The sequence below is a fragment of the Tautonia rosea genome, from assembly GCF_012958305.1.
GTDB classification, from domain to species: domain Bacteria; phylum Planctomycetota; class Planctomycetia; order Isosphaerales; family Isosphaeraceae; genus Tautonia; species Tautonia rosea.
Window position 1 is genome coordinate 508,402 of the sequence record NZ_JABBYO010000002.1, and the last position, 25,529, is coordinate 533,930.

The 25,529-nt window shown below is 61.3% G+C and carries 20 protein-coding genes; 14 read left to right on the forward strand and 6 right to left on the reverse strand.

Features of this window, described 5'->3' with window-relative positions; translation table 11 throughout:
- Window positions 1–3: 3 nt before the first annotated feature.
- From HG800_RS04905 to HG800_RS04920, 4 genes are all read right to left on the reverse strand, one after another.
- Window positions 4–807: a DUF4058 family protein gene (locus HG800_RS04905; RefSeq protein WP_169974300.1), complete on the reverse strand. Its 804-nt coding sequence runs from the start codon at window positions 805–807 to the stop codon at window positions 4–6.
- A 48-nt stretch (window positions 808–855) separates the two neighbouring features.
- Window positions 856–1,935 carry a PH domain-containing protein gene (locus tag HG800_RS04910; protein WP_169974302.1) on the reverse strand — a complete coding sequence of 360 codons (1,080 nt, stop codon included), beginning with the start codon at window positions 1,933–1,935 and terminating at the stop codon, window positions 856–858.
- A gap of 157 nt (window positions 1,936–2,092) precedes the next feature.
- On the reverse strand, window positions 2,093–2,890 hold the full coding sequence (locus tag HG800_RS04915) for a hypothetical protein (protein WP_169974304.1): 798 nt from the start codon (window positions 2,888–2,890) through the stop codon (window positions 2,093–2,095).
- Window positions 2,891–3,155: 265 nt separating this feature from the next.
- Window positions 3,156–5,642: a DUF1549 domain-containing protein gene (locus HG800_RS04920; protein WP_235963257.1), complete on the reverse strand. Its 2,487-nt coding sequence runs from the start codon at window positions 5,640–5,642 to the stop codon at window positions 3,156–3,158.
- A gap of 532 nt (window positions 5,643–6,174) precedes the next feature.
- On the opposite strand from HG800_RS04920, the gene HG800_RS04925 reads away from it, so the two are divergent.
- The 8 genes from HG800_RS04925 to HG800_RS04960 all read left to right on the forward strand — a co-directional run bounded on the left by HG800_RS04925 (window position 6,175) and on the right by HG800_RS04960 (window position 16,156).
- Window positions 6,175–6,582 (forward strand): hypothetical protein, encoded by a 408-nt coding sequence (locus HG800_RS04925; protein ID WP_169974306.1) that lies wholly within the window; start codon window positions 6,175–6,177, stop codon window positions 6,580–6,582.
- Between the two features lie 126 nt (window positions 6,583–6,708).
- Window positions 6,709–8,367, forward strand: coding sequence for a helix-turn-helix domain-containing protein (locus tag HG800_RS04930; RefSeq protein WP_169974308.1), 1,659 nt, complete (start codon window positions 6,709–6,711; stop codon window positions 8,365–8,367).
- A gap of 190 nt (window positions 8,368–8,557) precedes the next feature.
- Window positions 8,558–9,265: a DUF1326 domain-containing protein gene (locus HG800_RS04935; protein WP_169974310.1), complete on the forward strand. Its 708-nt coding sequence runs from the start codon at window positions 8,558–8,560 to the stop codon at window positions 9,263–9,265.
- A gap of 265 nt (window positions 9,266–9,530) precedes the next feature.
- On the forward strand, window positions 9,531–10,220 hold the full coding sequence (locus HG800_RS04940) for a hypothetical protein (protein WP_169974312.1): 690 nt from the start codon (window positions 9,531–9,533) through the stop codon (window positions 10,218–10,220).
- 302 nt (window positions 10,221–10,522) lie between these two features.
- A complete protein-coding gene (locus HG800_RS04945; RefSeq protein ID WP_169974314.1) occupies window positions 10,523–12,013 on the forward strand; it encodes a M48 family metallopeptidase in 1,491 nt (496 codons plus the stop codon).
- A 174-nt stretch (window positions 12,014–12,187) separates the two neighbouring features.
- Window positions 12,188–14,101, forward strand: a complete 1,914-nt coding sequence (locus HG800_RS04950) for a HAMP domain-containing sensor histidine kinase (protein ID WP_235963258.1) — start codon at window positions 12,188–12,190, stop codon at window positions 14,099–14,101.
- 6 nt (window positions 14,102–14,107) lie between these two features.
- Window positions 14,108–14,638: a hypothetical protein gene (locus tag HG800_RS04955; protein ID WP_169974316.1), complete on the forward strand. Its 531-nt coding sequence runs from the start codon at window positions 14,108–14,110 to the stop codon at window positions 14,636–14,638.
- Between the two features lie 108 nt (window positions 14,639–14,746).
- A complete protein-coding gene (locus tag HG800_RS04960; protein ID WP_169974318.1) occupies window positions 14,747–16,156 on the forward strand; it encodes a sigma-54-dependent transcriptional regulator in 1,410 nt (469 codons plus the stop codon).
- Window positions 16,157–16,232: 76 nt separating this feature from the next.
- On the opposite strand, the gene HG800_RS04965 is transcribed toward HG800_RS04960, so the two are convergent.
- The gene (locus tag HG800_RS04965) at window positions 16,233–16,499 is read right to left on the reverse strand and encodes a putative signal transducing protein (protein ID WP_169974321.1); all 267 of its coding nucleotides are present in this window, start codon (window positions 16,497–16,499) and stop codon (window positions 16,233–16,235) included.
- A gap of 284 nt (window positions 16,500–16,783) precedes the next feature.
- The gene (gene hemQ / locus HG800_RS04970) at window positions 16,784–17,632 is read right to left on the reverse strand and encodes a hydrogen peroxide-dependent heme synthase (protein ID WP_235963259.1); all 849 of its coding nucleotides are present in this window, start codon (window positions 17,630–17,632) and stop codon (window positions 16,784–16,786) included.
- A gap of 346 nt (window positions 17,633–17,978) precedes the next feature.
- Between hemQ and HG800_RS04975 the strand changes: the two genes are divergently transcribed.
- From HG800_RS04975 to gap, 6 genes are all read left to right on the forward strand, one after another.
- Window positions 17,979–19,208 (forward strand): hypothetical protein, encoded by a 1,230-nt coding sequence (locus HG800_RS04975; RefSeq protein ID WP_169974324.1) that lies wholly within the window; start codon window positions 17,979–17,981, stop codon window positions 19,206–19,208.
- A 44-nt stretch (window positions 19,209–19,252) separates the two neighbouring features.
- Window positions 19,253–20,587 carry a hypothetical protein gene (locus tag HG800_RS04980; protein WP_169974326.1) on the forward strand — a complete coding sequence of 445 codons (1,335 nt, stop codon included), beginning with the start codon at window positions 19,253–19,255 and terminating at the stop codon, window positions 20,585–20,587.
- 251 nt (window positions 20,588–20,838) lie between these two features.
- Complete coding sequence (locus HG800_RS04985; protein WP_169974328.1) at window positions 20,839–21,939, forward strand: hypothetical protein; 1,101 nt, start codon at window positions 20,839–20,841, stop codon at window positions 21,937–21,939.
- A 165-nt stretch (window positions 21,940–22,104) separates the two neighbouring features.
- Window positions 22,105–23,505 (forward strand): hypothetical protein, encoded by a 1,401-nt coding sequence (locus HG800_RS04990; RefSeq protein WP_169974330.1) that lies wholly within the window; start codon window positions 22,105–22,107, stop codon window positions 23,503–23,505.
- 114 nt (window positions 23,506–23,619) lie between these two features.
- Window positions 23,620–24,186: a hypothetical protein gene (locus HG800_RS04995; RefSeq protein ID WP_169974332.1), complete on the forward strand. Its 567-nt coding sequence runs from the start codon at window positions 23,620–23,622 to the stop codon at window positions 24,184–24,186.
- Between the two features lie 280 nt (window positions 24,187–24,466).
- Window positions 24,467–25,474, forward strand: coding sequence for a type I glyceraldehyde-3-phosphate dehydrogenase (gap, locus tag HG800_RS05000; protein WP_169974334.1), 1,008 nt, complete (start codon window positions 24,467–24,469; stop codon window positions 25,472–25,474).
- The last annotated feature ends 55 nt before the right edge of the window (window positions 25,475–25,529 follow it).

Below are 25,529 nucleotides of genomic sequence, written 5' to 3' on the forward strand. Positions count from 1 at the left end.
CGATCAGGAGGGCAGAGGAGGGGCAACGATCGCCTTCACCCAGGCCATGTCCGGTCCCGAGAGGAGAGGGAAGGGGGGCTTCTCGTAATCGAGCCTGCGGAAGAACCGGGCACGGTCGATCAGGTCGTGCAGGGTGGCGTTGAGGGGGAGGATCGGCTCGGCGTCGCCGGGGAGCAGGGGGATAGGAATGTCCGGCAGCTGGGTCCGGAGATTCCAGGCGAAGACCCGTGCCCGGGGTCGTCCGACGCTCCGGCTGACGAGGACGCGGTAATGGCTGCGGATCGAGGGGGTTGTGGGGGTCACCTCGCCGTCCCGGAGCAGGTCGATCTCGACCAGGTTCGTCTGCGTCTCCAGCACCTCCTCCCGCCTGGCGAGGTATGCTTCCCGCCCCCGGCCGCTTGATTTGTTGCTCGGGGACAGGATTTCGAGGATCGTGACCAGTAGATGCGATCTCGTGTCCCGGATCTCCAGGTAGGTTTCCTCGATCGCCTCCTCCCGAACGGGCAAATCGACCTCGACGACCTCTACTTCCGCCTCGACCTCCTGCGCGACCGCAACCCCTCCCCCTCTGGGCGGTGGCATGGGAGCGTCGATCTGCCCCCTCGTGATGGCCAGGTCGGGCCGGGCGCCCCTCGGGTCTTCGGGGGAAGGATACAGGACCATCCGGCTCTCGACCCCGACGAAATATCGGGGGTCGACCATCGGCACGAGCACATCGGCGATCGCGGCGATCAGGCGATTGTGCACGTCCGGCCAGATGGTCGGGTGTTCGAGCCAGGGGTCCATGCCGGGAAAGGGTGGTCTCATGGTGTTGAGTCTACCAGGGAGGATGAGCCGATCGCCACGCAGGATACGTCAGGTCGAGGGGGATGAGTCACCTTCAGACATCATGCGATGGTGTTCGGCGAGTCGTTGCTCGCGAGCGCGTTTCCTCCGCCGCTCCAGGGGAACCAGAATCAGGATCATCAGGAGCAAAAGGGTTGATACCCCGATCAGTTTCGCCGTTTCCGGGTCCGCGAATTGAGGGGCGAAGCGATGCAACGCAAGCAAGGCCCCGAGGCTCGTAGCGACGACCAGGATGCCCACGAGTAGGATCAATCGCACTGCGACGAGGATCATTTTCGCCAGCATCGCAAGGCAGTCGATCGCCTTACGGCGGTGTTCCTCGGGCATGGTCCGCAGCCATTGAAGGGTCCCCGAGGGCGGGAACGAGGTCGGAGCGGGCCAGAGGGAAACGAGGCCGACCGGCACGAAGGCCAGGATTATCCACGACGACGACGGGGGGAGGACATCAACGGCGATCACCTGGAATGAGGCCCCGGTCGCCGCGACGTACGGGAAGAGGTGATCCCATCGGGCTTGATTCTCAGCCGCCTCAGGAGCGGGGATCAGGTCGGGTTCGGCATGTGGTTGAGGGAGCGGGAGTCCCTGGTCGTCCAACCCAGCGAGCAGGGTAAAGCGGTCCCAGTCGCGCTGGATCGACGGGTCGAGATTGCGTCGAAAGGCCGCGACGATGCGATCCGCACACGAGTAGGAATATGGGCTCAGGTCGATCGAGAGCGTTGCCCGATCGGACCGAAGGAGCACGCTTGGATACTTCTGGGCTCGCCAGACGGCCTCCCGAAGGTCATTCCAGGGGAGATACCGGGTGCGGAAGACTCCCCGAACGGTGAGCCCCGAGGGACCGAAGACGAGGGCATGCCGCCGGTAGTGGGCGAGCATGCCCAAGCCCATCAGACTGAATCCGACGAGGAAGACGATCAGGAAGGTGATCACCCAGACGCCATCGGGCCGCGCGGCCTGTGCTACAAATCCCACCTTCGGATCGGTCAGGAACCCACAGGTCAAAACGAGCATCAGGAGCAGCATGGCCGACCCGAGGTTTCGGGACACCCGGTTCGCGTGGAAGGTCTGGGAGGGCATCTCGGGAGGCATGAGTTGTCTCTCGATCGGCTTCGGTCATCCCCTCCCTCATGATCAAAGGAGAAGATGACCGGGACAAGGTCCGATCGGGCCCCGCGAGCGGGCGAGCGTCCCGAGCGGGAGCACTCGCGGAAGCCACGACCGGGCCCATCCGCCGATCGATCGTAGGTCAGGAGAACCGTCGAAGGGGCTGCGATCCCGCAAGGGTCGGGGGAGCTGGCCGAGAAAACGTGATCTGGCGAGCCTCGGCGGCGCGTTGGAGTTGCTGTTGCTGCTGGTGCTGGAACTGCTGGCGAGCCTGGGCGACATTTACCGAGTGCTCCCGGTTGGGCCGGTGGGCCTGAATCGGGGTTGGACGGTGCGCCAGGATGGGAGCCGGACGGTTGAATGCGACGGGAGAAGGCCGCCGAGCTGCGAGCGTCGGGCGAGCCTGCGAAGGGGCGGCGACACCGATCTGGATGGTCCGCGGAGGCGATTCAACGCGGTCGATCACGGCCCGGATCTCGACGGGACCGGTCAAGGGCCTCCCGTCGCGTCCTCGGCCGTCCCAGGTGGTCGTGACCTGACGTGACTCTCCCGGCTGCATGGTGATGAGGACGTGAGAGGCAATGACCGGACCTCGATCGTCGCTCAGTCGCCAGAGTTCCCGCCCGCGCTGCGAGACGATCACGTCGTAATTCCCTAACGGACCGGTATTCACCGGGGTGTTGCCGGCAACGGCTTGCGTCAAGGTCAGAGCGATTGGCTCGCCAGGAGCGTAATTCGGGCGATCGGTCAGGAGGGAGACACGGGTCGTGACCGGGCTCGGTGATTGGGGAGCAGGTCGAGCATTGTGGAACGACTGATTGACGATCTCGGCCGCCTTCCCCGGCGGCATGGGGTTCGCCATGCTCAGCAACTGACGAGCTTCAAGCGATTCGACGGACGGGGCCTTCCCTGGTCGCCGTCGGAGGATGGGAGGCTTCATGACCGGCGCGACTCCTCGATGGGGGGACGCCCGGGTCGAGCCCACAGCCCGACCCCGGCAAGACAAACGGAGGAGATCGAACGGCCGATTGTTCGGATAGGATCGGTCGTTCCTGTTGTCTGGAATCGACCGGAATCGGAAGCGACTTGAAACGGTCCCGAAACAACAATGGGGGCCGCGACACCAGTGTGCATCGCGGCCCCCGATCGAGATTCGGCAGCGGAAAAGAGGCGACCCGATCCTCAAGCGATCGGGAGGGCTTCGATCAGTGTCGGAACAGGAACTCCTTGGAGTTGATCAGGACCCAGCCAAGGTCCTCGATCGCCTGGCGACGATCCTCGGCCCCCTCGATGTGGGCGATGGCCGCGGCCTGCTCCGTCTCGGTTGGGGATCGGGAGAGGGCGACCGCGTAGAGTTCGTCGATGATCTCCTTGGCGGATTTGTCTGACTGAGAGAGCAGATGCATCCGACCGCCGTCGGCACGAAGCTTGTCGTGGACGGTGGAGCCGCCGATCAACTGGAGGGCCTGGGAAAGGTTCGAATCGCTTTCTCGTTCGCACTCACAGGCCAGCTCTCGGGCCGGTCGGCCAAAGGTTTTGAGGAACGGGTGATCCATCTGACCGTCGGGGATCGAGATCGCCCGAGCATTGGCCGGGAGACCATTGAAGGAGGTCGGTACATTCGCCACGGTGGAGATGGCGTCGAGCAGAACCTCGGCCGAGAGGAGCTTGGTGACAGCGTGCGAGAAGTAGACCTCGTCGTCGGCGTTCAGCTCGTTGCTCCGAGCACTGAGGCGGTAGGTCCGGCTGTTGAGGATCGTGCGGGCGAGGTGACGCAGGTCGAAGCCGCTGGCGGCGAACTCGGCCGCGAGACCGTCGAGCAACTCGTCGTTGGAGGCGGGGTTCGAGTCGCGGAAGTCGTCGACCGGATCGACGATTCCCTTGCCCATCAGGTGGTACCAGATGCGGTTGGTCATGCTACGGGCGAAGAAGTCGTTGTCCTCGCTCGTGAGCCACTCGGCCAGCCGCTGCTGACGGTCGGAGGAGGTTTGAGCCTCTTCGTAGACCGGGCCGCCCAGCGCCTTGGGAGGCATGACCTGGTTGGTGCGGGGCTGTCGGACGTCGCCGCCATCAGCCGCGAAGATGATCTCCTCGTCGGGCTTCATGCCGGGCTTCTGCTTGACCCGGGCGAAGAAGGCGGCGAAGCCGTAGTAGTCGTCCTGCGTCCAGCGCTCGAACGGATGGTTGTGGCACTTGGCACAGGCGATCCGGACGCCGAGGAAGAGCTGGGCGGTGGTCTCGACCGCTTCGTCCGGGGTCCGGCTGATCCGGTAGTAGTTGGCCGGCGGGTTGTCGAAGGTCGAGCCGTCGGCGGTCAAGAGGTCGCGCACAAACTGATCGATCGGTGCGTTCTGCTCCAATTGCGAGCGGATCCAGCGATGGAAGGCGTAAGCCCCCTTCGACTTGATGAGGCGAGAGTTCGACCGGAGGATGTCGGCGAACTTCAAGGCCCAGAACTCGTTGAACTCGGGGCGTTCCAGCAGCTCGTCGATCAGGGTTTCGTGGCGGGTCGGCGAGGGATCGTCGAGGAAGGCGCGGGCTTCCTCGGGGGTCGGCATGACGCCGATCGTGTCGAGGTAGACGCGGCGGACGAATTCCTCGTCGGTCGCGGCTTCCGAGGGAGCGATCCGCATCCGGTTGAGCTTGGCGAAGACGGCGGCGTCAACAAGGTTATCCTGAGGGACGTCCACTTCTGCAAAGCCGGGGACCTCGATCAGGTGGGTCAGGCGAACGGTGGCGACGAGGTCGAGATAGTGGGCGATGACCGCCACTTCGCCTCGCTTCTTGAAGGTGACAAAGCCAGAGGGGTCGACCTCGGCGATATCGGTGTTCGAGGAGTCGTAGTAGCAGATCGGGGTCACATCCCGGAGAGTCCCATCGGCATATCGGACACGAGCGACAATTTGCTGGGTCCGAGCGGGCTCGTTCAGGACGCGGTTACCAGGAACGATTTCGAGTGCGACGGCGGCAGGACTTTCCGGGTCGTCCTTCACGCCTTCGGCGATCCAGTCCCGGAGGAACTCGAAGCTCTTGGTTTCGCGGAAAAGACGGACGCCACCCTCGTGGGCCAGCTCACCAAGCGGCTTGCGGAGCAACATGCTGTTGTCTGCGTCGAACGGATCGACGCGGCGGCCGGCAATTTCCCGGCTGAGGGTCTGGTAATCCTCGTCAGGAAGATAGCCCCGAAGGCTCAGACGAAAGCCTCCCTTACCGGTCGGCGTACCGTGGCACGCGCCCATGTTACAGCTGGCCTGGCTGAGGGCGGGAATCACATCGTGCCGGAAGCTGACCGGGCTCGGCTCCTGCATCCGCTTGACGCGGACCGTGGTTTGGGCCTCAACACTTCCACCCGAGGCGACGATCCTGGCCTCACCGTCGCCGACCGGGGTCACGCGGCCCCGGGCGTCGATGATCGCGATCTCAGGGTCAAGACTGGTCCACTGAACCAGGCGAGTCAGGTCGCGGATCGAGCCATCGGGGTCGGTCGCCGTCGCGATCAGCTGAGCGGAGGCCCGTTTCCCCGAAAGCAACACATCGCCCGGCGCGATCGTTAGGCTCGCCGGCGTGCCGACCACATCGGCCGGCGATGCCTCTTCGGCCCAGGCAGCCTGAGTGCCAATCAGGGTCAGGGCGGCGACCATTGCAGGCGAAAGCCCCAGTAGAATCCGTCCCGGGTGGTATCGTCGCAGCATAGATGGCTCCCGAATCTGCTTTCGATCGTCGAGGCGGACCACCCGGCGGTTCGGCGGGGAATCGGGCCAAACGGATCGGCCGCGATTAGCTCGGGCGGCGAGACGCGCGTGGTCTCGGGAAGAACGCGAGTTCAACGTACCTCAATCACAACAGGGGATTCAAGCAAAGTTCCAACAATTTTTTGGAGCCGAGGGGAACGGGACGTCTGCGCCGGTCGTCGAAAGAGGGAATGATGGGCGGACTTGCAGTCTCGAACGAGATCCCTACAATTGGAACCTGGAGCATTACCGACACACGTCGCTCCGATTGGCCGGTTCTGGCTGCCGCACTTCTGGTGGCGCATCCTCTGGATCGTCTCGCGGTGTGATAGACTGGTCTCGCAAGCGTCGTTGTGACACGCCGTCACCGAACGGTCGGCTCTCGGCCATGCCCGGGTCTGAACCCTCTGAATCGCCATTACGCCAAGGTGAGCAGAGGCTTCGGATCACAGTCACAAGGAGATCGGGTGGGATCGAGGCAAGGAGGTGAGCAATGGGACCGATCGGAACGACCTCGGAGCGGAGAATCGGGCGGATGTTGGGCTATGGCCTTCCTGGGGCGCTCCTGGGTTTGGCGATCGCCTGGATGCTGGGGGGTTCTGCGGCTCGGGGGGTTCACGCAGAGACGGGATCGGCGTCAACAGCCAATGGGTTGATCAGCCTGACCCTCTCCGCACCCGGCGATCCAGGAACCACCCGACTGCTTTTGATTGATCCGCGAAGTCAGGCGATGGCCGTGTACAAGATTGATGGCTTCAAAGGGGGTTCGATCAAGCTGGAGGCCGCTCGACAGTTCGGGTCCGATTTGAAGCTTTCGGAGTATAACAACCTTCCCCCGGAGGTTGCGGCGGTCGAGGCCATGGTCGCCGGCCCTCGTCCTCGGGGAAATTCCGGGCAATAATTCCAGGGGCTCGCGGCCGGAACCGCCGACGCGACGCTCCTCCCCTCGGATCTCGGCACCGCCGACCACTACCGAATCGATTCGAAACGGCCGACCGGCCGAATGCGAAGCGAGGAGCACGTCCCAATGGCTCAGTTTTACACCCTGGAAGAGGCCGCAAATGTCCTCGGCATGAATGCTGAGGAGTTGAAGCAGAAGGCCCAGCATCGCGAAGTGCGGGCCTTCCTCGATAGCGGCTCTTGGCGTTTTCGTGTCTCGGACATCGACGAACTGGCGAGACGACGAGGAATGGGCAGCGACCCGGAACTCTCGCTCTCCGATCTCGATCTCCCCACCGACACGGCCGATCAAACCAACGAGTCCGATGTGACCGATGATTCGGTCTTCCAGCTCGGCGTGGCCCGGTCCGATCTTGGGCCGGCCTCGATGGAATCACTGCCGTTTCAGGAATCTGGATCGGACGCGGATATTCTGCTTGATGATACCTCGCTGCCTCTGGGAGGTGGTTCCAGCTCCCATATCCTGGGCATGGAATCCTCCGGCAAGCAACCGAGTGATTCCGACGTGCGCCTGGTTCCGGAAGGGCCAAAGGGGGCAAGCGACTCGGATGTCCAGCTGTCGGGCGAGATCAATGTCGTCCCTCCGCTGACTCCCGGGGATTCCGACGTGACCCTCGTTCACGAGAACACTCAGGAAGCGTTCGAGCCCTTCGGTGCAGCGGACTTCTCCGATGAGGATGATTCCGGCGGATTTGGCGCCGCGGCCGAGGGAGGCTCCAGCGATGAGACGACCCTTCGCCCCAGCCCAATCGGTTCATCCGGAGAGATTCGAGCTGAGGAAGGTCGCCTGGCTGACGAAGAGGATAGCGATTTCGAGCTGACGCCCTCGAGCGTGATCGATGCCCTTCAGCCGGAATCTGGCAGCGATTTCGAGCTGACCGCCCTCGATGCCAGTGACGAATTCGAGTCGGCCGCTCCTCGGCCAAGTGATTCGGACGTGACTGGAGCCGAGCCGTCTTCCTCCGGCGTCAATCTTGGCCGACCGAGTGATTCGGGCATCAACCTGCAACAGATGGGCGGCCTTTCCGGAGATGCCGAATCGATCGAGCTGGCACCTCTCGAGGAAGACAAGTCTCAGAATCGGCCCGCTGCGTCGAAGCCTGCTCCTCGTCCGGTGGCTGATCCCGGCGCGACCGCCATGCCCGGCCTCGGTGCCGCGGGTGATCCCTCGGCAACCGCGTTGCCGATCCGCGATCAGGGGCAGAAGGACATCTTCGAGGATACCGACTTCGAGGTCGATGCCCTCGACAGCGGCGAAGATGCGACCATTCAGATCGACGCCAACAGCGACTTCGATCTCGATGAAAGCGATTCGGCGTCCGAGGTCTTCGCGCTCGACGAGGAGGATGTCGACCAGAGTGCCGCCACCGCCCTCGGTCCCGCGCTCGGTGCGGAAGATGCCCTGAGCGGCTCGATGGATGCTGAAATCTCCGACTCCGAGGAGATGGAAGGCGTCGGCTGGGACGAGGAGCTTGAGCCTTCGGGAGCGACTGCGGCCGCTGCTGCGGCTCCTGCCACCGGTCGGAAGGCGGGAGGAAGCGCCCTTCTGACTGATGCCGGCGGGCCGCCCTGGGGAGGGATCTGGGTGGGCGTTCTTGGCGTGACGACCGTTTTGATGATGCTCCTGGCCTTCATCACGATGGACGTCGTCCGCAACCTCAACAGCTATCAGAGCGATACGCCAGTCGCTTCTGGCCTGGTCAACGTGATCGTTGGTGAGAACTGATCGCCGCGAGACCATTCGCTGCCGGAGCGTTTTCCAAGCCCTTCGGTCCGACTTCGGACCGGAGGGCTCTTTGCTGAAACTCAGACCTTTGCTTGACGCAACCTCCGGAAGCGCTTCATAATCGATCGCTCGGAGAGCGGTTCGATGTGCTCCCCCGTTCGACTCGATCCGATCCAAGGAGTTTCACCTGATGCGCACAATCTTCTCCGCACTCTGCGGCGTTTTCCTTTGTTCCGCGGTCGTCGCGTCCGAGGCGGTTCAGGTGCGCGGCGATTATCTCGAAGCCCGGACTGCCGATGTGTTTACCGGCCCCTGCTTCTCGAATGCCGAGGTCTTCATCGTCGGCGATCGCGCCGTCATGGCCTGGAAGGTCACGGAAGGCTCGTGGGAAGGGGTCGATCTCTCCGGTCTGAGCGTCGCCGCCGCCGTCCGAGGAACCACGACCTTTTCCGAAGACCGTCCTGAGCAAGCCCTCACCGTCATGATCGTCGATGAACGAGCCGACGACCGACAGCGCGTCGCCCTGGTCAAGATGGCTCAGCGCCTGGGAGGGACTCGGCTGGGTCACGTTGTTGACGTGAAGGCTTCGGCAATCAATCTGGAGATTGATGAGCATTGCCACACCGAGGCCGCGGGACCTGCCCACAAACATCACCTGATGCCGATGGCTCCCCCGGCGCGGTTCTCGGCCGAGGGCCTGGCCGAAATTTCGACCCGCCCGCTCGATGCAAACGATTGCATTTGTGGGAATGAGGTGATTGCCTATCAACCCCTTTCCGAAGGGGTCGAAGTGCAGCCGGCATATACCGTCGATCACTCGTTCCGAGGCACCGGCCTTGGCAGCATCTGGGCGGCTCCCAACGCTCGGAGCAGCTTCGTCGGTCAGTTCGCGTACTGATTGCTCCCTGAGCGAGGTCGAATCCTCACGCTCACCCTTCGAATTACGATTCCGTAGGGCATGGCTGGCTCATCCGCTTGCCTGCCCTCGGATCATTGAACCTCCCACAATCTGGGTCGGCTCGCTTCCAGGTCGTTATTCCGACCTCGAACCGCTTGAGATCAAGGTTCTGATCTTCCGGAACCTCCCTCCAACCAACCCGATGGTCCTCACCCGCCCCCCATTCCGGACTTGACGGATTCTGAATCGAAGGGATCAAATGCCCATGCGTACGATGTCGATCATCGTCGCCTCGGCGATTGTTGCGGCCCTGCTTGGGTCGTCCGCCTCGGCGCAGGACTCCTATTCCACCGAGGTCCTTTCCGAGGCACCTCCTGAAGACCTGGCTGCTCCACTTCGCGAGACACTCGCCGAAGAGGGCATTCGGGTGCTCGATGCGAAGGGAGAACCGTACCTCGACCTTTGGCTCCGCAAATCGTTGCCGACCCAGGGTGAGATTACCGGGCCGACCGGTTCGGTTATTTTCCCGTATCTGCAAGTCGGTGAACTGATCGGTGCTGTTCGGTTTGCCGAGGATACGGGCGATTATAAAGACCAGATCATCCTGCCCGGTGTCTATACCATGCGATACGGCATGCAGCCGGTCGATGGGAACCACCTGGGTGTCAGCAAGTTTCGTGATTATGTCTTGCTCTCGCTGCCGGATGAGGACATCGAGCTTGAGCCGATTCCTCAGGACGATCTCAATGCGGTCAGCACCGGACCCTCTGCGACCAATCATCCTTCGGTCTTCCTTCTGTTGCCGGCTGAAGAGGACGCAAAGGCTTCCTCAATCGTCAGGGAAGAAGGTGAGAAGCGCACTTCGGTGGTGTTGACGATTGCTCTGGAAACCGATCAAGCCGAGGCCAAGGCGTTGACCACGCAACTGGTCTTCGAAGGTGCCGGTCCGCACTGATCGGTTTGTGGACGTTGCGGTCTTGGTTGGCCCAAACCAAACTCCCCTCGGTCTAGCTGTTTCGTCAGAGCTTAAGGTCAAGAGGTCGTTTTCAGACCGATTCCGAAGGCCGATCTCTGGGAAGGTCTTCGGGTTCGATTCGAAAATCGTGCTGGAGAACCGTATGATGGATCGTCTGCGGCTCCAGCACGATCTTTATCACTCGCGTTCTGAATCATTTCTGACAGGCAGACACGATGTCGGCAGCGCGATCGGGCCGTGACTTATTCCTTCGGTCCCCTCGGTGTTGAGAGTCCCGAAGGATGCCCTTCCTTGTCTTGATCGCCCTCTTTGTTGCGTTCTGGTCTCCGGTCGTCCAGGACCCTGCGGCAGGGCGAGCCGAGTCTGTGCCGAGCCTCGCAATCAGCCTGGCAGTGATGGTCGCCGCTGTGCTGATGCTGGCACTTGTCTCGGCGATGATCGGGAGGCGATTGGTCCGCAGGGGAACCTTTGTGGGCCAGACCTTCCGGATGCGTCATCAACTGGTGCGATCGGCACAGGTGATGGAATTCCTGGCATTGCTGATCTTTGCCGGGTTGATTTATGTCCTGCAATGGCCCAGGGTCGTGTCCGATGGTTTGGGACTCCGAGGCTGGATTGTGCTTGAGGAAGCCATCGTCTTGCTTCCGTTTCCGATCATGATCCTCTCGGTGTGGTGGGGCCTTTTTCCCGCGGAACGATCCTTGACGGCGTCTCGCGCGAGAATTGCACAACCGATCCGGCTTGGTGGCCACCTCATCGTCAAGTCTCGACAGGCCTTTGGCCTGGTCTTGCCCGTGGCCGTGCTCTTTGCCCTGGTTCTGGAAGTCGATCGTTGGCTCGAATCGGCGATTCAGGTCGGAGCGTGGGTTCACCTGGGGCTCTATGCGGTCCTGGGAGGATTGATTCTGATCCTTTCGCCGGCCTTTGTCCGGCTCAGCTGGCCGTCTCGACCGCTTCCGCCCGGTCCCATTCGCGATCGGCTGGAACAGCTTGCGCGACGGTTTGACTTTCGCTATACCGAGATCCTCGTCTGGGATACCGGGGGAACGCTGGTCAATGCCGGGGTCACAGGAGCGTTACCCTGGTTTCGTTACGTGTTGCTGACGGATGCGATGCTTGAACATCTCGCTCCTCGACAGATTGAAGCGGTGTTTGGTCATGAGGTTGGGCATATCGCTCACCGCCACCTGACCTACTTCGGTCTGTTCTTTCTCGGCACAATGGGAGTGATGGCGCTACTCAGTGCCGGGATTGACCAGGTCCTGACCGTCGACTCGCCCTACTGGATCTGGGGTCGAAGCCGGTGGGTTGAGTTGCTCTTTCAGGCCTCCGTCGCCCTGGGCATTGCCCTGGTGTACTTCTTCGTGGTCTTTGGTTTCCTCTCACGATGGTTTGAACGTCAGGCGGATGTCTTTGGGTGTCGGGTTGTCTCGTGCGGTCTCGCCGACTGCCCTCCTCATCGCGACATCAACGCCGACACGTCGTTGAATTCGGGGAACGTCCCCGAGTCACTTTGCCCGGTCGGAATCGGGATATTCATCGAAGCCCTCAGCCTGGTGGCGACACTCAACGGTCTGGAACCGAAGGCGGCCTCGTGGAGGCACGGGAGCATCGCTCGCAGGATCGATTTTTTGAGGAAATTGGAAGGGCGGCCCGAAGTCGAGCGCCGGTTCCAGACCCGTCTGCATCGGCTTCGCCTGGGCCTGGGGCTGGTTCTGGCGATGGCGGTGCTTGTTGCCGTCTCGACCGGGGCGATCGATTCCTTCCGATAATCCGACGATCGTCGGCCGATTCGATGACGAACTTGAGAAAAATCGACACGCTCCGCCTTCTCAGTCGGAGCGGTTTGTGGTAGGGTTCCGCGCCCCTGGCCAATGGAATTGCCAGAGCAACGGCGGTCTTCGGGTCGCCGAGCATCCAAAAAGGTTCGACACGGAGGTCGCCCCATGCCCCGCTGGCCGATTCGGCTCAAGCTGATCGTCGGCCTGAGTCTGGTTGTTGCCATGATGATGACACTGCTGGCCGGTGCTGTCATCGGTCTTCGTGCCTTTCATCGCAGCAATCTCACGCTCACCGATCAGCTCCGAGAGCTGGGGGCTTCGAAGGACCTGCTTCAGGCGGTGATGCAACTTGATCTTGACGATCGAGAACTGGAGCATTTTCTCACTGAAAATGGCTCGCTCCCGAGCTATTCCGAAGTGGGAGCTCAGGACCTTCCCACACCGGGGTCGTTGAGATGGTCGGGTCTCTTGCTCGTTGGGCTGGCTCATGGTGAGGCTCAAAGAGCTGCAACGCCCCCGATTGACGATCGGGTTGAGCGAACGTCAGGCCCTTACGTGACCATCCTCGACAGTGATGCGAGGCGTCGGGAGTTGCTCGATCGCTTGCTCAACCGCCTTCAAACCGCTCGGCAGGCCCTACTTCGATACTATTCCGAGCTGGAACGCAACAGCCTCCGAGGCAATCGTTCTGATGGTCGAGACGAATTCACCCTCGCCTTTTTGATTGATGACGATCTGACAGGGGTTCTCCGTCAACTTCAGCCTGACCTGACCATCGATCACCTGATCGACCGCACTTCGGTCTACTTAACGCGCCATCCCGAAGCCGACATGCTCAATGCCGGTCCCTGGGAACCCTTTGCATTGACGAGGGCCCGACTCGATCGCCTGACCTCCTCGGCCATCGCGCTTCCCGACAAGCTTCACAGCGACTTTTTCCTGGTGCTCGAAGCCTCGAAGCGTCATTACCAGTCGAGCCGCGTGATGATCTGGACTGTGGCACTCGCGGTGCTGGCGATGCTTTGTGGTCTGACGAAGCTCGTCCATCGCTGGCTCTTCACGCCGATCCGGCTGCTCCACCGCGGCGTTCGTCATGTGGCTCGGGGGTCGTTCGACTATCAGATCGAGCTTCAGACCGGCGACGAGATGCAAGCCCTGGCCGAAGCTTTCAATGATATGACCACCCGGCTTGGTGCAAGCTACGCCGAACTCGAACAGCAGGTTTCCGAAAGGAGCCGACAACTGGTCCGCTCCGAGCGACTCGCCGGGGTCGGATTTCTCGCCGCTGGGGTCGCGCACGAGATCAACAACCCCCTTGCCTCAATTGCCTTCTGTGCCGAGGCGCTGGAAGGACGCCTCGAACCTGTCCTCCGAACGACCGATCCCGAGGGGACCGGAGACTCCCGCGTCGTTCGAGACTACCTGCGAATGATCCAGGAAGAAGCCTTCCGGTGTAAGCGCATCACCGAGAAACTGCTCGACTTCTCCCGGTGTGGCGAGATTCAGAGCCAGAGGACGAATCTCGTCGAACTGATCGAAGGGGTCGTCGACATGATGCGCCACATGGGGAAGTATCGGAACAAGACAATTCTTTTTCAGCCCAGAGAAGCCGTGATTGCATGTGTTGATCCGCAAGAAATCAAGCAGGTCATTTTGAATCTCGTGGTCAATGCACTCGATAGCATGGACGCGGGAGGAACATTGCGGATCGATGCTCGCGTGAGCGGAGGACGAGCCGAACTGACCTTCCGAGACGAAGGCTGCGGCATGTCGCCAGAAGTCCTCGAAAACATCTTCGAGCCGTTCTTCACCCGTCGAAAGGCAGGTAAGGGAACGGGGCTTGGCCTGTCGATTTCGCATCGAATTATCAATCAGCACCACGGAGAAATCACGGCGACCAGTCCGGGAGAGGGATGCGGATCAACCTTCTTCGTCCGGCTTCCGACTCAGATTCAGAACTCGCGACGGGATCGGGGGGTAACCGAACCCTCCCGTGGTCGGCACCCGCTTTGCAAGAGCAGCATGGCGACAGGGGATGATGACTCGCAGTTGTCCCCAGATCTTCCGATTCAAGGATAAACAGCTATGCGAATGCTTGCAAGCTTCGGAACTGCCGGATTGGTAACGTTCTGCTCGGCCATAACCTGGGCGGCAGATGATCAGACTCTCGCAGCGAAGTCGGTTCAAGACCCATCGTTGTCAGAGACATATGCCGGGTTCTACAAAATTGTCTCGGCAGAAAACGACGGGAAGCCCATCCCCCAGCCTCGCTTGGAATCGCATGTGGTTCGCATCACGCAGGAAATGATCGTGGTGCTCGATGCCGAGGAGAATGAGCTATATTCCTGTTCCTATACGCTTGACCGCGATGCCAAGCCCCACCGGCTCGACATGGAATCCACCGGAGGTCCCTCGGTGTCGGTTGGTCGAACCGCCAAAGGAATCATCACTGAGGGGACCAATGAGAACGACGAGCCGTTCGTAATGCTGTGTTACCGGATGATCGGTGATGAATACCCCGAGGAATTTCGAACTCGGGCTCAGGCAGAGATGAACCTTTTCGTGTTGCAACCGATCCCTGACCCGGCCGGGGGTGAGGACGATCCGCGCCAATAAACCAAGGATACCCCGGTCAGGCCGGCCAGTTTTTCTGCCGGCCTGAACCGCCCCGATCGACACGCGCCGGCGACGGCGCCGGAGACCGCTCAAGGAGGAGACTCGATCATGGAGAAAACGCAACATGGCGGCCTGCGCATCCTCTTCGCCGATGACGAGGACTACCTGCGCGACCTGATGGAGCGCGAACTGCCCCGACTCGGTCATGAGGTCACGACTTGCCCCGATGGTCAGGCAGCGATTCGAGCCCTGGAGCGCGGCCGGTTCGATGCGGCCTTGCTCGACATCCAGATGCCAGGACTGACGGGTATTGAGGTCCTCGAAAAGTTTCGGCAGCTCAGTCCCGAGACTCAGGTCATTCTGATGACCGGTCACGCCACGGTAGATACTGCGGTCCAGGCCCTTCGACTCGGGGCCTTCGATTACCTCACGAAACCGTGCAAGTGGGCTGAGCTGGAGGTGGTGCTCAACCGGATCGCCGAACGGCGATCGCTGACCAACAAGGCCGCTGCCCTTGAGACACGTCTGAAGGCTGCCGAAGGGGGCACGCCGATGCTCGTCGGCGAGACGCCGGTGATGAAAGACGTGATGCATCTGATCGACACGGTCGCGCCCACCGAGGCCACGGTCTTGATCCTGGGGGAGACCGGCACCGGCAAGGACCTGATTGCCCGAACGATGCATGAGCGGAGCCTTCGGGCCGATCAGGCGTTCGTGCCGGTCAATTGCGGGGCCTTGCCCGAAAATTTGATCGAGAGCGAACTGTTCGGCCATCGCAAAGGAGCCTTCACGGGGGCCGAGACGAACCGTAAAGGCCTGTTCGAAGTGGCCAATGGAGGCACCTTGTTCCTCGACGAGGTGGGAGAGCTGAGCAAGGGGCTCCAGGTGAAGCTGCTTCGCTTCCTCGAATCAGGAGAGATTCGAAGGGTCGGCGAGAATGAACCCTTTCGAGCGGATGTGCGGGTCCTGTGCGCCACCAACCGCGATCTGCGTGAGATGGTGGCCGAGGATCAGTTCCGCGAAGACCTTTTCTTCAGGATCAACACCTTTGAGATCTACTCACCTCCCTTACGCGAACGCAAGGAAGATGTCCCACTCCTTGCCCGGCATATGCTCAAACGATATGCGAGTCGCCGCCCTGGTCCGATTCCCGAACTGGCCGAGGATGCCGTCGAGGCGTTGATCGCCCACGACTGGCCGGGGAACGTTCGAGAACTGGCCAATGCGATCGAACGAGCCACGATCCTCGCCCGAGGGGGGACGATTCATGCCGAGCACTTGCCGACCCAGGGCATGAGCCGGCGGTCTCCCGTCCCTTCCCTCGTGGCCACTCCGGCATCCAGCGGAGGCCCGCACATCGCGATTCCGGAAGGAACCCCGACCCTTCGTGACCTGGAGCTTCATTACATCCAGGTGGTGCTGGAAAAGCATAAGGGGAACAAACCCGCCGCCAGCAAGGAACTGGGAGTGAGCCTCAAGACGCTCTACAACAAGATCAATCAGCTACAACGATCGTGATCGAGGGGAGTTCGATCGAGAACTCGAATCGTCTCGCAACAGCGCGCGGGACCATTCGAGTTCTCGATCGCCTGGGTCAATCGGAGCCTTGCTGACGTTTCAATTCTTCGTCTGCATGGCGTTTCCGGTGCTGCTCGTATTCGACGAGCCATTTCTCCGCCCGTGGCACATCCACTTTCCGGACATAGACTCGGGGATTTCCTTCCCAGGCTCCGAGAAAGTCTTGCATGTCCTGGCCATCAGACACCGCCTTGATACCCTCGGCATTGAGCTGGTCGGCGATGAATTTGGCTTCCATTAAGCTCAGGGCCTGGTAGCACGGGGTCAGTTCGTCTTGATTCATGATCTGCCTCTCGCGTTGCAAGCCAGGTCTCGGGTGATTCCCCGGGGAATCTCGTCCGAGCTGCCGGCCGGAAAGGGGAAGGAATTGATCGGGGCCTGCTCCCTCGTCTCGTCGGATCACCGATCGATCCATGGACATCATCGAGGCCATCACCCCGCGAATCCACTCAGCAATAGCCGAACGAAACGAGTAGGAGGTGGATTGGGATGCCTCGGTGAACGCAAGAGCGACGTTTCGGTGAACCTCCGCAGGAGCAACATGACCTTGCGATGATGCCGCGTGGCTCAAAGCCGAACTGCCTCGAACAGCTCCGATGGGGGAAGAATGAAGCCGAAGTAGAAGGCACCAAAGAGTGCGTAACGCGCCGAACTCTCATCGAATCGCATCGTGTAGACGATGTCTTTCAGAAACGCCGGGTTGCGGGCCCAAAGGGTGACTCCCCATTCCCAGTCATCGAGGCCGGTTGACGCAGTAATCACCTGGGTCACTTTTCCGGCGAACTTCATGCCGCTTCGACCGTGCTCGGCCATCATCTGGGATCGCGGCTCGAACGGCAGCAGATACCAATTCTGTTCACCCTGACGCATCTTGCTCATGGGGTAGAAGCAGAAGCAGGGCCAGTCCGGGAACTCCGGATAGAGCCGCTGTCGGTTCATCGGTTCGAGCCGGTTGGTATAAGCATTAACCTTGGCCTTGTAGGCCGAGCTTTCGGGGTCCATGCCTTCTCGGTCTCGGAGAATCGCGCCGTATTGCTCCGCGTCCGGGACGTATTCGGAGACCTCGGTGATCGAATAGAAAGAATAGCTTGGGATCAGCGCCGGCCCGATGGACGAGGCCTGAAGCGCGGTTTGCACGCTGTGAATGGCTCGGAGGTCGGGGCCGGCCATCATCAGGCCGAAGTCGCTCTTGTGACCGGGGGTGACGAAGCATTGCGCTTGAGCGATCCCAGGAATGGAGTCGGTGGCAAGGGCCGCCAGGGTTTCCGCTCGGCCCTGAGCACGCGCCTCGGGGCTGAGCCGAGCAAGGATCTCGCGGTCGATCCGGTAGAACAGGTGCAGGAAGTGCCAGCCGGTTTCCGGAACCAGGGTTGCCGGCACCTGTTCGGCCGCTGCGGGTCGATGACCGTGTTGCATCGGTTGCGTTCGGAGCCCGATGCCCGATGGCCTTTGCGTCCCCTCGTCCATCGACGATGTCCTTCCTGAAGCGAACCTTCCATCCGAATCGAATGCATGACACCTGGCCAACAACCTCTATTCTAAGGGGCATCTCATCCCCCCGACAAGCAAACGAGCGTCTCTTGCTTCGGAATGCCGAACTTGGCAGGCCCGATTGACACGGTCGTTCGGATGATCCTCCTCGCACCATTTTTTCTCAACATAACAATGCCGCTCAAGTTGGCAGGCCAGTTCATCGATCCGAACTTAAAAGTGACACTCGTGTCCGCCTTAACGGCGCTTTTAGGCGATTTGGGAAAGGCCAATGAGACGACCAATCGGCTCGTATCCGGTCCTTGGCCTGGTCCTGCTCGTTGTCTGCCTGTCTGATTCGGCGATGGCTCGGGAGGGCATTCCGAGCGTGAGTTCAAGTGATGAGCACGCTCCTTCGGCCCTGCCTCCCGAGGTGGTCGATCCACTTCGGGAACCGGCGTCTCGAGTCGTGAAGGCTCGGGCGGAGTTCGAAGGAGTGGCATCTCCCGGGCTTCGGATTCGGCTTCGAGGGGACGGGTCATCGGGTGACGCATTGCAATACCGGTGGCTCCAGACCTGGGGACCAGACGCTTTTCTAGATGACCCGAGCTCAAGCTCGCCCTCTTTGATTGTGCCCAAAGCGACCGGCTCGATGGCGTTCGTGCTGGTAGTCCGCAACGAGGAGGGTGTTGATCTGACCACTCTCCATGTCCCCATTCGATGGGACGGGCGCGACTCGATCCCGTCCGACCTGGTTGCCGATGCCGGAGATGATCAACTGGCGGTCGTGGGCCGGCAAGTGACGCTCAACGGCATTCGAAGTACCCCGACGGGAGAGATCGGACATCGATGGCTTCAGGTCGAGGGACCGCCCGTCGTCCTGGCGATCGAGGATGGATACATCTATACCTTCATTCCCGAAGTTCCCGGGCGTTATCGCTTTGCCCTGGTCGTCGCCTCGGGAAATCTGATTTCTCGTCCCTCATTCGTCGACGTTGATGTGCGATCGGAAGTGCCAGAGCAATCGAGGTCGATGGCCCTGGCGCCTTCCGAGTCAGCGAGATCGACCATCTCGGCCATCGCCGCGGCGGCGCTCCAGGACGTCTCGGGAGGACCAGGGAGGGCCAACGAGATGGCCGGGGTCTTCGACGCGGTGGCCGGTCGAATCGACCTCTACGCCTCGGCCTCCGAGGCATTTCGAGAAATCGCCCTCCGGCTCGATGCAGCCTTGCCAGAGGATCTCGAGTCCCGAGATCGCTGGAACTCCCGGGTCTTCGAGCCGATCAGCTCCGCGGTGATCACAGAGCTGAACGGTCGAGGAATCGACCTCTCTCGGGCGGAGGCAATGGCCACGACGCTTTCTCCGCTGGCCCGCTCGGCGCTGGCTGAGCAGTTCCGATCCATTGCCAACGGCTTCCGATCCGCGGCTTCGTCGAATCGCGACGGTGCGATTTCGAGAGGCGACTCAACTCACATCGACCAGATCTCCGCAACGCCGGAGCAGGGCAGGGGGATTCGATGATCACGTCGACCAGGCAGTATTGGGTTCGGTGGGCGATGGGAACGATGATCGTCCCGCTGATGGTCCTGGCCTCGCCAGCACTCGCACAGCGATCGGGCGAGCCGTCGAGCGGTTTCGTCGATTGTGCCCGGGCGTTGAACGAAACGATCCGATCTGGTCGTCCGACCGTGGTGGTCATTTCCTCTCGTGCGGTTCCTGCCTCACTCGGACTGCGCGACACGATGGTCAGAGACCTGCTCAGCAGCTCCATCGGCCAGATCGCCATGTTTGCAGAATTGCCCGTGGAACTGTTCGCCGATCGGGTTGAACGGCTTGGGGTCCAGCAGTTTCCGACGCTGCTCGCCTACGGAAGCCGGGATGGAGCCCTGGTTCGACTCGGAACACTTGCCGGTCCGACCGACACCGCACAGGTGGCCGCCTGGATCGGTTCAATTGGCCTGATGGGAGGGGGAAGCTCGACAACGAGCAGTGATCCGGAAGTGAGTCAAACGGGCCTGTTTCATCGGGACCCTGGATCGTTTGTGGCTGTTCCCGTGGCGACTCCACAACAGCCGGGCCTGGCTCCCCCTCCTCCGAGCAAACCGCACCCTCCCACCTCGGGAATGATTCCGGTGGGGCAGGCCGGTCCTCCGTCCCTCTCTCCGGTTGTCATGCAGGAGTCGGGGCCTCCGGTCATTGTGCAGCAGCAATCACCGACGATCTACATTCAGCCACAGGCCCCCCGGATCATGCTCGGACAGATGCCTCCTCCAGAAATCACGATCGTGCAGGGGCCTCAGGCCGCCCCAACGATCAACTATGCCGTGGTTGGCGGACAACCGCAGGCGATTCCGAATCTCTTCGCGGTTCCCCAGCCCGATGTTCCGAGCTATGGGGCTCCTTCGCCGCAAGGCCATGCTGCAATGCCCCCCACGGCCTATGCTCCCCCGAATCCCGGTGCGACCATCATGACCGCCGCTCCAATGTCGGGGATGTCCGTCGCCCCTCAGCAATCGGTGGTTGGAACGACGGCCGTGGCCTTTTTGCTTCAGAATCCCGACGTGGTCAACGCGATGATCGGAGCGCTCGGCAAGGGATTTCTCCTGCTCGGAGAGGCTCTGGAGAAGCATGGGTATCCTCGAGTCCGTTTGCCGAGACCGGAGCCGAAGCCCCAGACGGCCGGCACAATGGCTCTCGTTCCTGCGATGTCGCTTCCTGCATCCGCGACAGTTCCGCTCATGACCGTACCGGTCCAGCCCTCCTCGGCTCCGGGAATCATCCCCGCGTCCCCTGTCTACCCGACGGCGGTCCCGTCGCCGCAGTCTGATTCCGGCAGAGGACATCATGGCTGGCCCGCGATCGGACATTCTGAGCAGAAACGACCCTGGTGGAAACGCTAATCGAGGCGATTCCCGCGTCGAAGGGAGCGATGCGATCACTCTCCGCCCATCGCTCCTCTCCGCGTGATCACGTGGAAATCCTCAGGCATTTCGGCCAGTGCGTCGGTCCCAGTCGAAGGGCTAGAGCTCGTTTTTTTGGTTTTTGTGACTAAGACTCGCCATTTCTCAGATGATTTCTAGAGAACGAGGACAACAGGTTCTCAACAGACGTGTGATGCTCGGATTGGTATTTACCCCTTGGAATCAGCACCATGGTTCACCCCATCAATGGCATGCTTCCGGTGCCTTGCACGGCGGAGCATCCGATCGAACAAATGGGCGCTCACGGCCAACTCCGCGCCGGAGCCCTCTCCAGCACCCTCTGGGATCGTCCCAAACGTGGCCCGGTCCACCTGAATGTGGTCTTTCTCGATGGTCACCCGACGGTACAGTCGCTCGTGAAACGGCATGTGCGTGATTGGGAAGACGCGGCAAACGTGAAGTTCAACTTCCTCAGTCGCGATCGGTTCGTTGATGCTCATCTCCGGATCACGATGCCGACAACCCGAATCTTTCAGTCGTACCTCGGGACCGGATCGGTGTTGATCGATCGGCGACTCCCGTCGATGACGCTCGGGTTCACCGACGATGTGCTCGCCAACCCGAACGAGGTCAAACGGCTGATCCTGCACGAGTTCGGGCATGCCCTCGGTCTGATTCACGAGCATCAGAACCCTCGCGGGGGCCTGATCTTCAAGGTTCCCGAGGTCTACGACTATTTCTGGCAGAATCACCGATGGGACCAGCGTACGGTCCGAGAACAGGTCATCCAGCCAACTCGGGTCGAGTTGCTGAAGAATGCCACGCAGTTTGATCCCAAATCGATCATGCTCTATGCGTTCCCGGCCTCAATTCTCGCCGGAGGCCCCGTCTCGACGACCCAGCTTAATCACGAACTGTCGGAAGGGGACCGACGCTACATCGCGTCGATCTACCCGAAGGGTTCGGTGCAACCGCCCCCTTCGATCCCAGCGGAACCGACCGGCTATCTGCCGCTCAACCTCGGCGAACCCTACACCGGTACCTTGCCGATCCGAGGGGCCGAGATCCCCTTCGGTTTCCAGATCGCCTCGCCTGGCCGTTACCTCATGGAAACCTTCACGCCGGCAGGAAGTCGAGAGGAATACTGGGTCCTCACACTCCGAGACGCCCGTCAGCAGGTACTGGCCGATGACCATCACGGCAGCAGTCCGAATGGCCTCAACGCCCTGATTGAACGCGAGCTGACCCCGGGACACTATCGCTTGCACCTCCGACACCGGCTCCGCTCCGGCCTCGGCGCTTATGGGATTCTCGTCCGCAAGGCAGGCTGATCGAGCGGGTGAACGCCCTTTGCCTTGAATTCGCGCCGGCTCAATTTGGCTGCTATACTTGCGTGGTTTGGCCGGCAATGCCTCGTCTTCCTTTGTTGGGAAGAAACTGGAGCGTGCCCACTTGCCAGGTTAAGTACGGTGCCTTCGAACGGGAGGGGGAACACGGTGAATCAACCCGACCCGACGTCCTTCCGGATCGTTCTGGTGATCCTGGTCGCGCTGGCCTCGATGGCGAATGCCAGGGCTCGGGAACAAGGACGCGCGGCCGATCCGAAGCAAGAGTCACTCTCTCCTGACCAGTTTGATCTCATTTGGCGCACGCTCGATGGGATTCAAGATGAATTGAAGTCAGCGGAACCGGACCTGGCCGCCGACGCCTTGCGAGGCCGCTTATTGATCGAAGCGTATCAACTCATCAATAACGTGATGAGAACCGGTCTTTCTGAGCAGCAGCTTCTGCGTTTACCCAATTCGCTGAAACAGGATGCAGGGCGGCTCGTCTCGCTGGTCTTGAGGGATGATTCCCAACCGCCTGAACCTTCTGAGCCCGATCAAGGCCCGTTGCTCATCGACGATCCTTCGGTCCCTGTTCGCCTCCGGCCGTTCCAACCGATTCTCACCGAGGTCCTCACGGATCGATTCGAGCAGCTCAACGCATCGAACCTCGATCAAGCCCGGTTACGGGAAACGCTGGAGCGCGAAGCTATTGCGATGGCTGCGAAGGCGGTCTCCCCCTCAAATGACCCTCGGGATCTCATTTCGGCCGAGCGTGACTACGTCCTCGCGATGGTTGTCGAGAGACTTGGCGGAACCCCTGGGCCGACGGACGACGCGGAACGTGAGGCCGATGTCCTGCTTCAAGACGAGCTTGATTCCCTCTTCGAATTGCTTCGTCGCAAAAACGCCGAATGGAAAATCTCGGGGGAATGGCCCGGCATCAGTGACCGGATCGAGCAGCTTGAGCAGTTCGGGATCGCCCGGCTCGAAGACGTGGTCCACCTCCGAGACCCCGAGGCCTCGATCCCCATTCCGGTCCGAGAGCAGATTCGGGCAATGGCCGAACTGATCGCTCGGGGCATTCCCGTCGCGCTTCTTCCGGAGACGACCCCTCCCCCCGACGAACCGTCCACCCCCAACCAACCGACCGCTCCCGATGGGCCTTCGGCGACGGAGGAGCCTCCCCGCGTCGAGCCGTTCGAGCTGGCCCTGGAACAGTTCCATCGGCTGGCGAGACTGGCCAGGGCTGTCGATCAGGGGCTCATCGTCGCCGGAATTGACCTGCTGACCCGACGCTCGACGCTCCGGAAGTATTTCCGGGAGCACGCGGCGAGGATTTCGGGTCGAACGGCCGAGACACTGCCCTCGGACTTCCTCGAAGCGGTCGATCGGGAAGTTGAGCGGATTTTGGCCGAGCACTCCCGGGCGATTGATCCCGGTCATCCTCCCCTCATCGTGCAGCCCCCCGTGGTCACGGTGCCTCCGATCATCACCGTGCCAACGACGGCTCGGCCCACCCAAGTCAGTGTTCCGAATCGCGTCTCTCGATGGTGCGTTCCCTGGAACTGACGGGGCTTGTTGTCCCTTAAGCCCCAGACTTCCAACCGTTTGGCTCAGAACCTTTTCCCTCGCCTTCCGAGGCGAACGATGGATTCCGGAATTCCTGTCAAGGAGCGAACAACCATGACGGTGTCCTCGATCAATGTCCGGTGCCTGGCCTTGCTCGGGGTCGTCCTCCTGACGCCCCTGCTTGGCCATCGACCCACCGTGGCCGGCGATTTCTTCCGAAAAAAAAGTCAGCTCATCGCCGTACCTGTGGCTCAACCCGTGGCCGCATCCTCGGTCCTCTATGCCTTGCCGGCGCAACCGGCGCAGGTCAGCGTCGTGCAAGTGCCAGCGCAGCAAGCCCTGATTACCGTGCCGGCATTCGGGAACGTGGCCAAATCGGTCACTCAGGGCCAGCAGCAATCACCCCCCGGCCGAGGCGATCCCCCTTCGATCCAGATCACGGTGATCGAGGCCGAACCGGCCAGAACAACCTCAACCCCGCAGGCAGCGCCTTCGGCTCAGACCTCAACGCAGTTGCAAGGGGTTGCTCAACCCCGGGTTCAGTATGTCACCGTGCAATCGCAGTCGGTCACCACGGTTGCCCCGGTCATCTCCCATTCGATTGCGGTGCCGCAGGCAACCCCGGTTCAACTCTATTACGTGCCCGCAACTCCGAGGCGATCCTGGTTCAAGTCTCATTGAGCCTGACGCCTCCCGAGATTCAACAGCTCGATGGTTCGTCGATCGGAGCGAGGCCCCAGTTCCAGGGCCTCGCTCCGATTCCGTTTTGTTCGGAATTCCCGATGCGTTGTCAGGGCTGCGGACTGCTCAGACGCGCGGCTTGGATTGACAGGCCGAAAGCCGAATTTCTATAATCCGCGCCATCAGTCGAAGTCGCTTACGAAATGCTCACTTGCGATCTTCGTCCCCTCGATTTGCACACCCATTTGACGCGTTCCTTAACGACCCGGGGATTCTCTCCATGGCTGTTCGTGTTGGTATTAACGGTTTCGGTCGTATTGGCCGACTGGTTTTCCGCGTGATGGCGGAACGGCCGAACGACTTTGAGATCGTCGCGATCAACGACCTGTCCGACGCCAAGAAACTGGCGAGCCTATTGAAGTACGACAGCGTCCACGGCCGGTTCAGCGGCACGGTCGAGGCCGCTGAGAAGGCGATTGTTGTCAACGGCAAGGAAATCCCGATCCTGGCGGAGAAGGACCCCGCCAATCTGCCCTGGAAATCGCTCAACTGCCAGATCGCCCTGGAGTCGACCGGGTTCTTCACCAACCGGGCCGGCTTGCAGAAGCACATCGACGCTGGAGCTGATCGGGTCGTCCTCAGCGCCCCGGCCAAGGACGCCCTCGACCTGACCGTCGTGCTCGGCGTCAATGACGAACACCTCAAGGCCGACCACCGGATCATCTCCAACGCCTCGTGCACGACCAACTGCCTCGCCCCGCTCGCCAAGGTGCTCAACGACACCTTCGGCATTGAAAAGGGCCTGATGACGACCGTCCACGCCTACACCAACGACCAGCGCGTGGCCGACCAGATCCATAGCGATCCCTACCGCGCCCGGGCCGCCGCGATCAACACGATCCCGACGACCACCGGCGCCGCCAAGGCCGTCGGCGAAGTGATCCCCGAGCTCAAGGGGAAGCTGACCGGCATCTCCCTTCGCGTTCCGGTTCCGACCGGCAGTATCGTTGACCTGACCACCGTTATGAAGCGCGACGTGACGGCTGACGAGGTCAACAACGCCCTGAAGCAAGCCGCGTCCAAGGCTCCATTCAAGGGGATCATCTCCTACGTCACCGATCCGATCGTCTCCAGCGACGTGATCACCGACCCCCACTCCTGCATCTTCGTTCCCGACTGGACCCAGGTCATGCAGGGCAACCTGCTGAAGACCTGCGCCTGGTACGATAACGAGTGGGGCTACTCCTGCCGGACCGCCGAGCTGATCTCGAAGATGGCGGCTCTCTAAGCCGAGCCGTTCGAGTTCTTGCCATCTCGTTTCGTTTCCTTGCTGCGACGCCCGG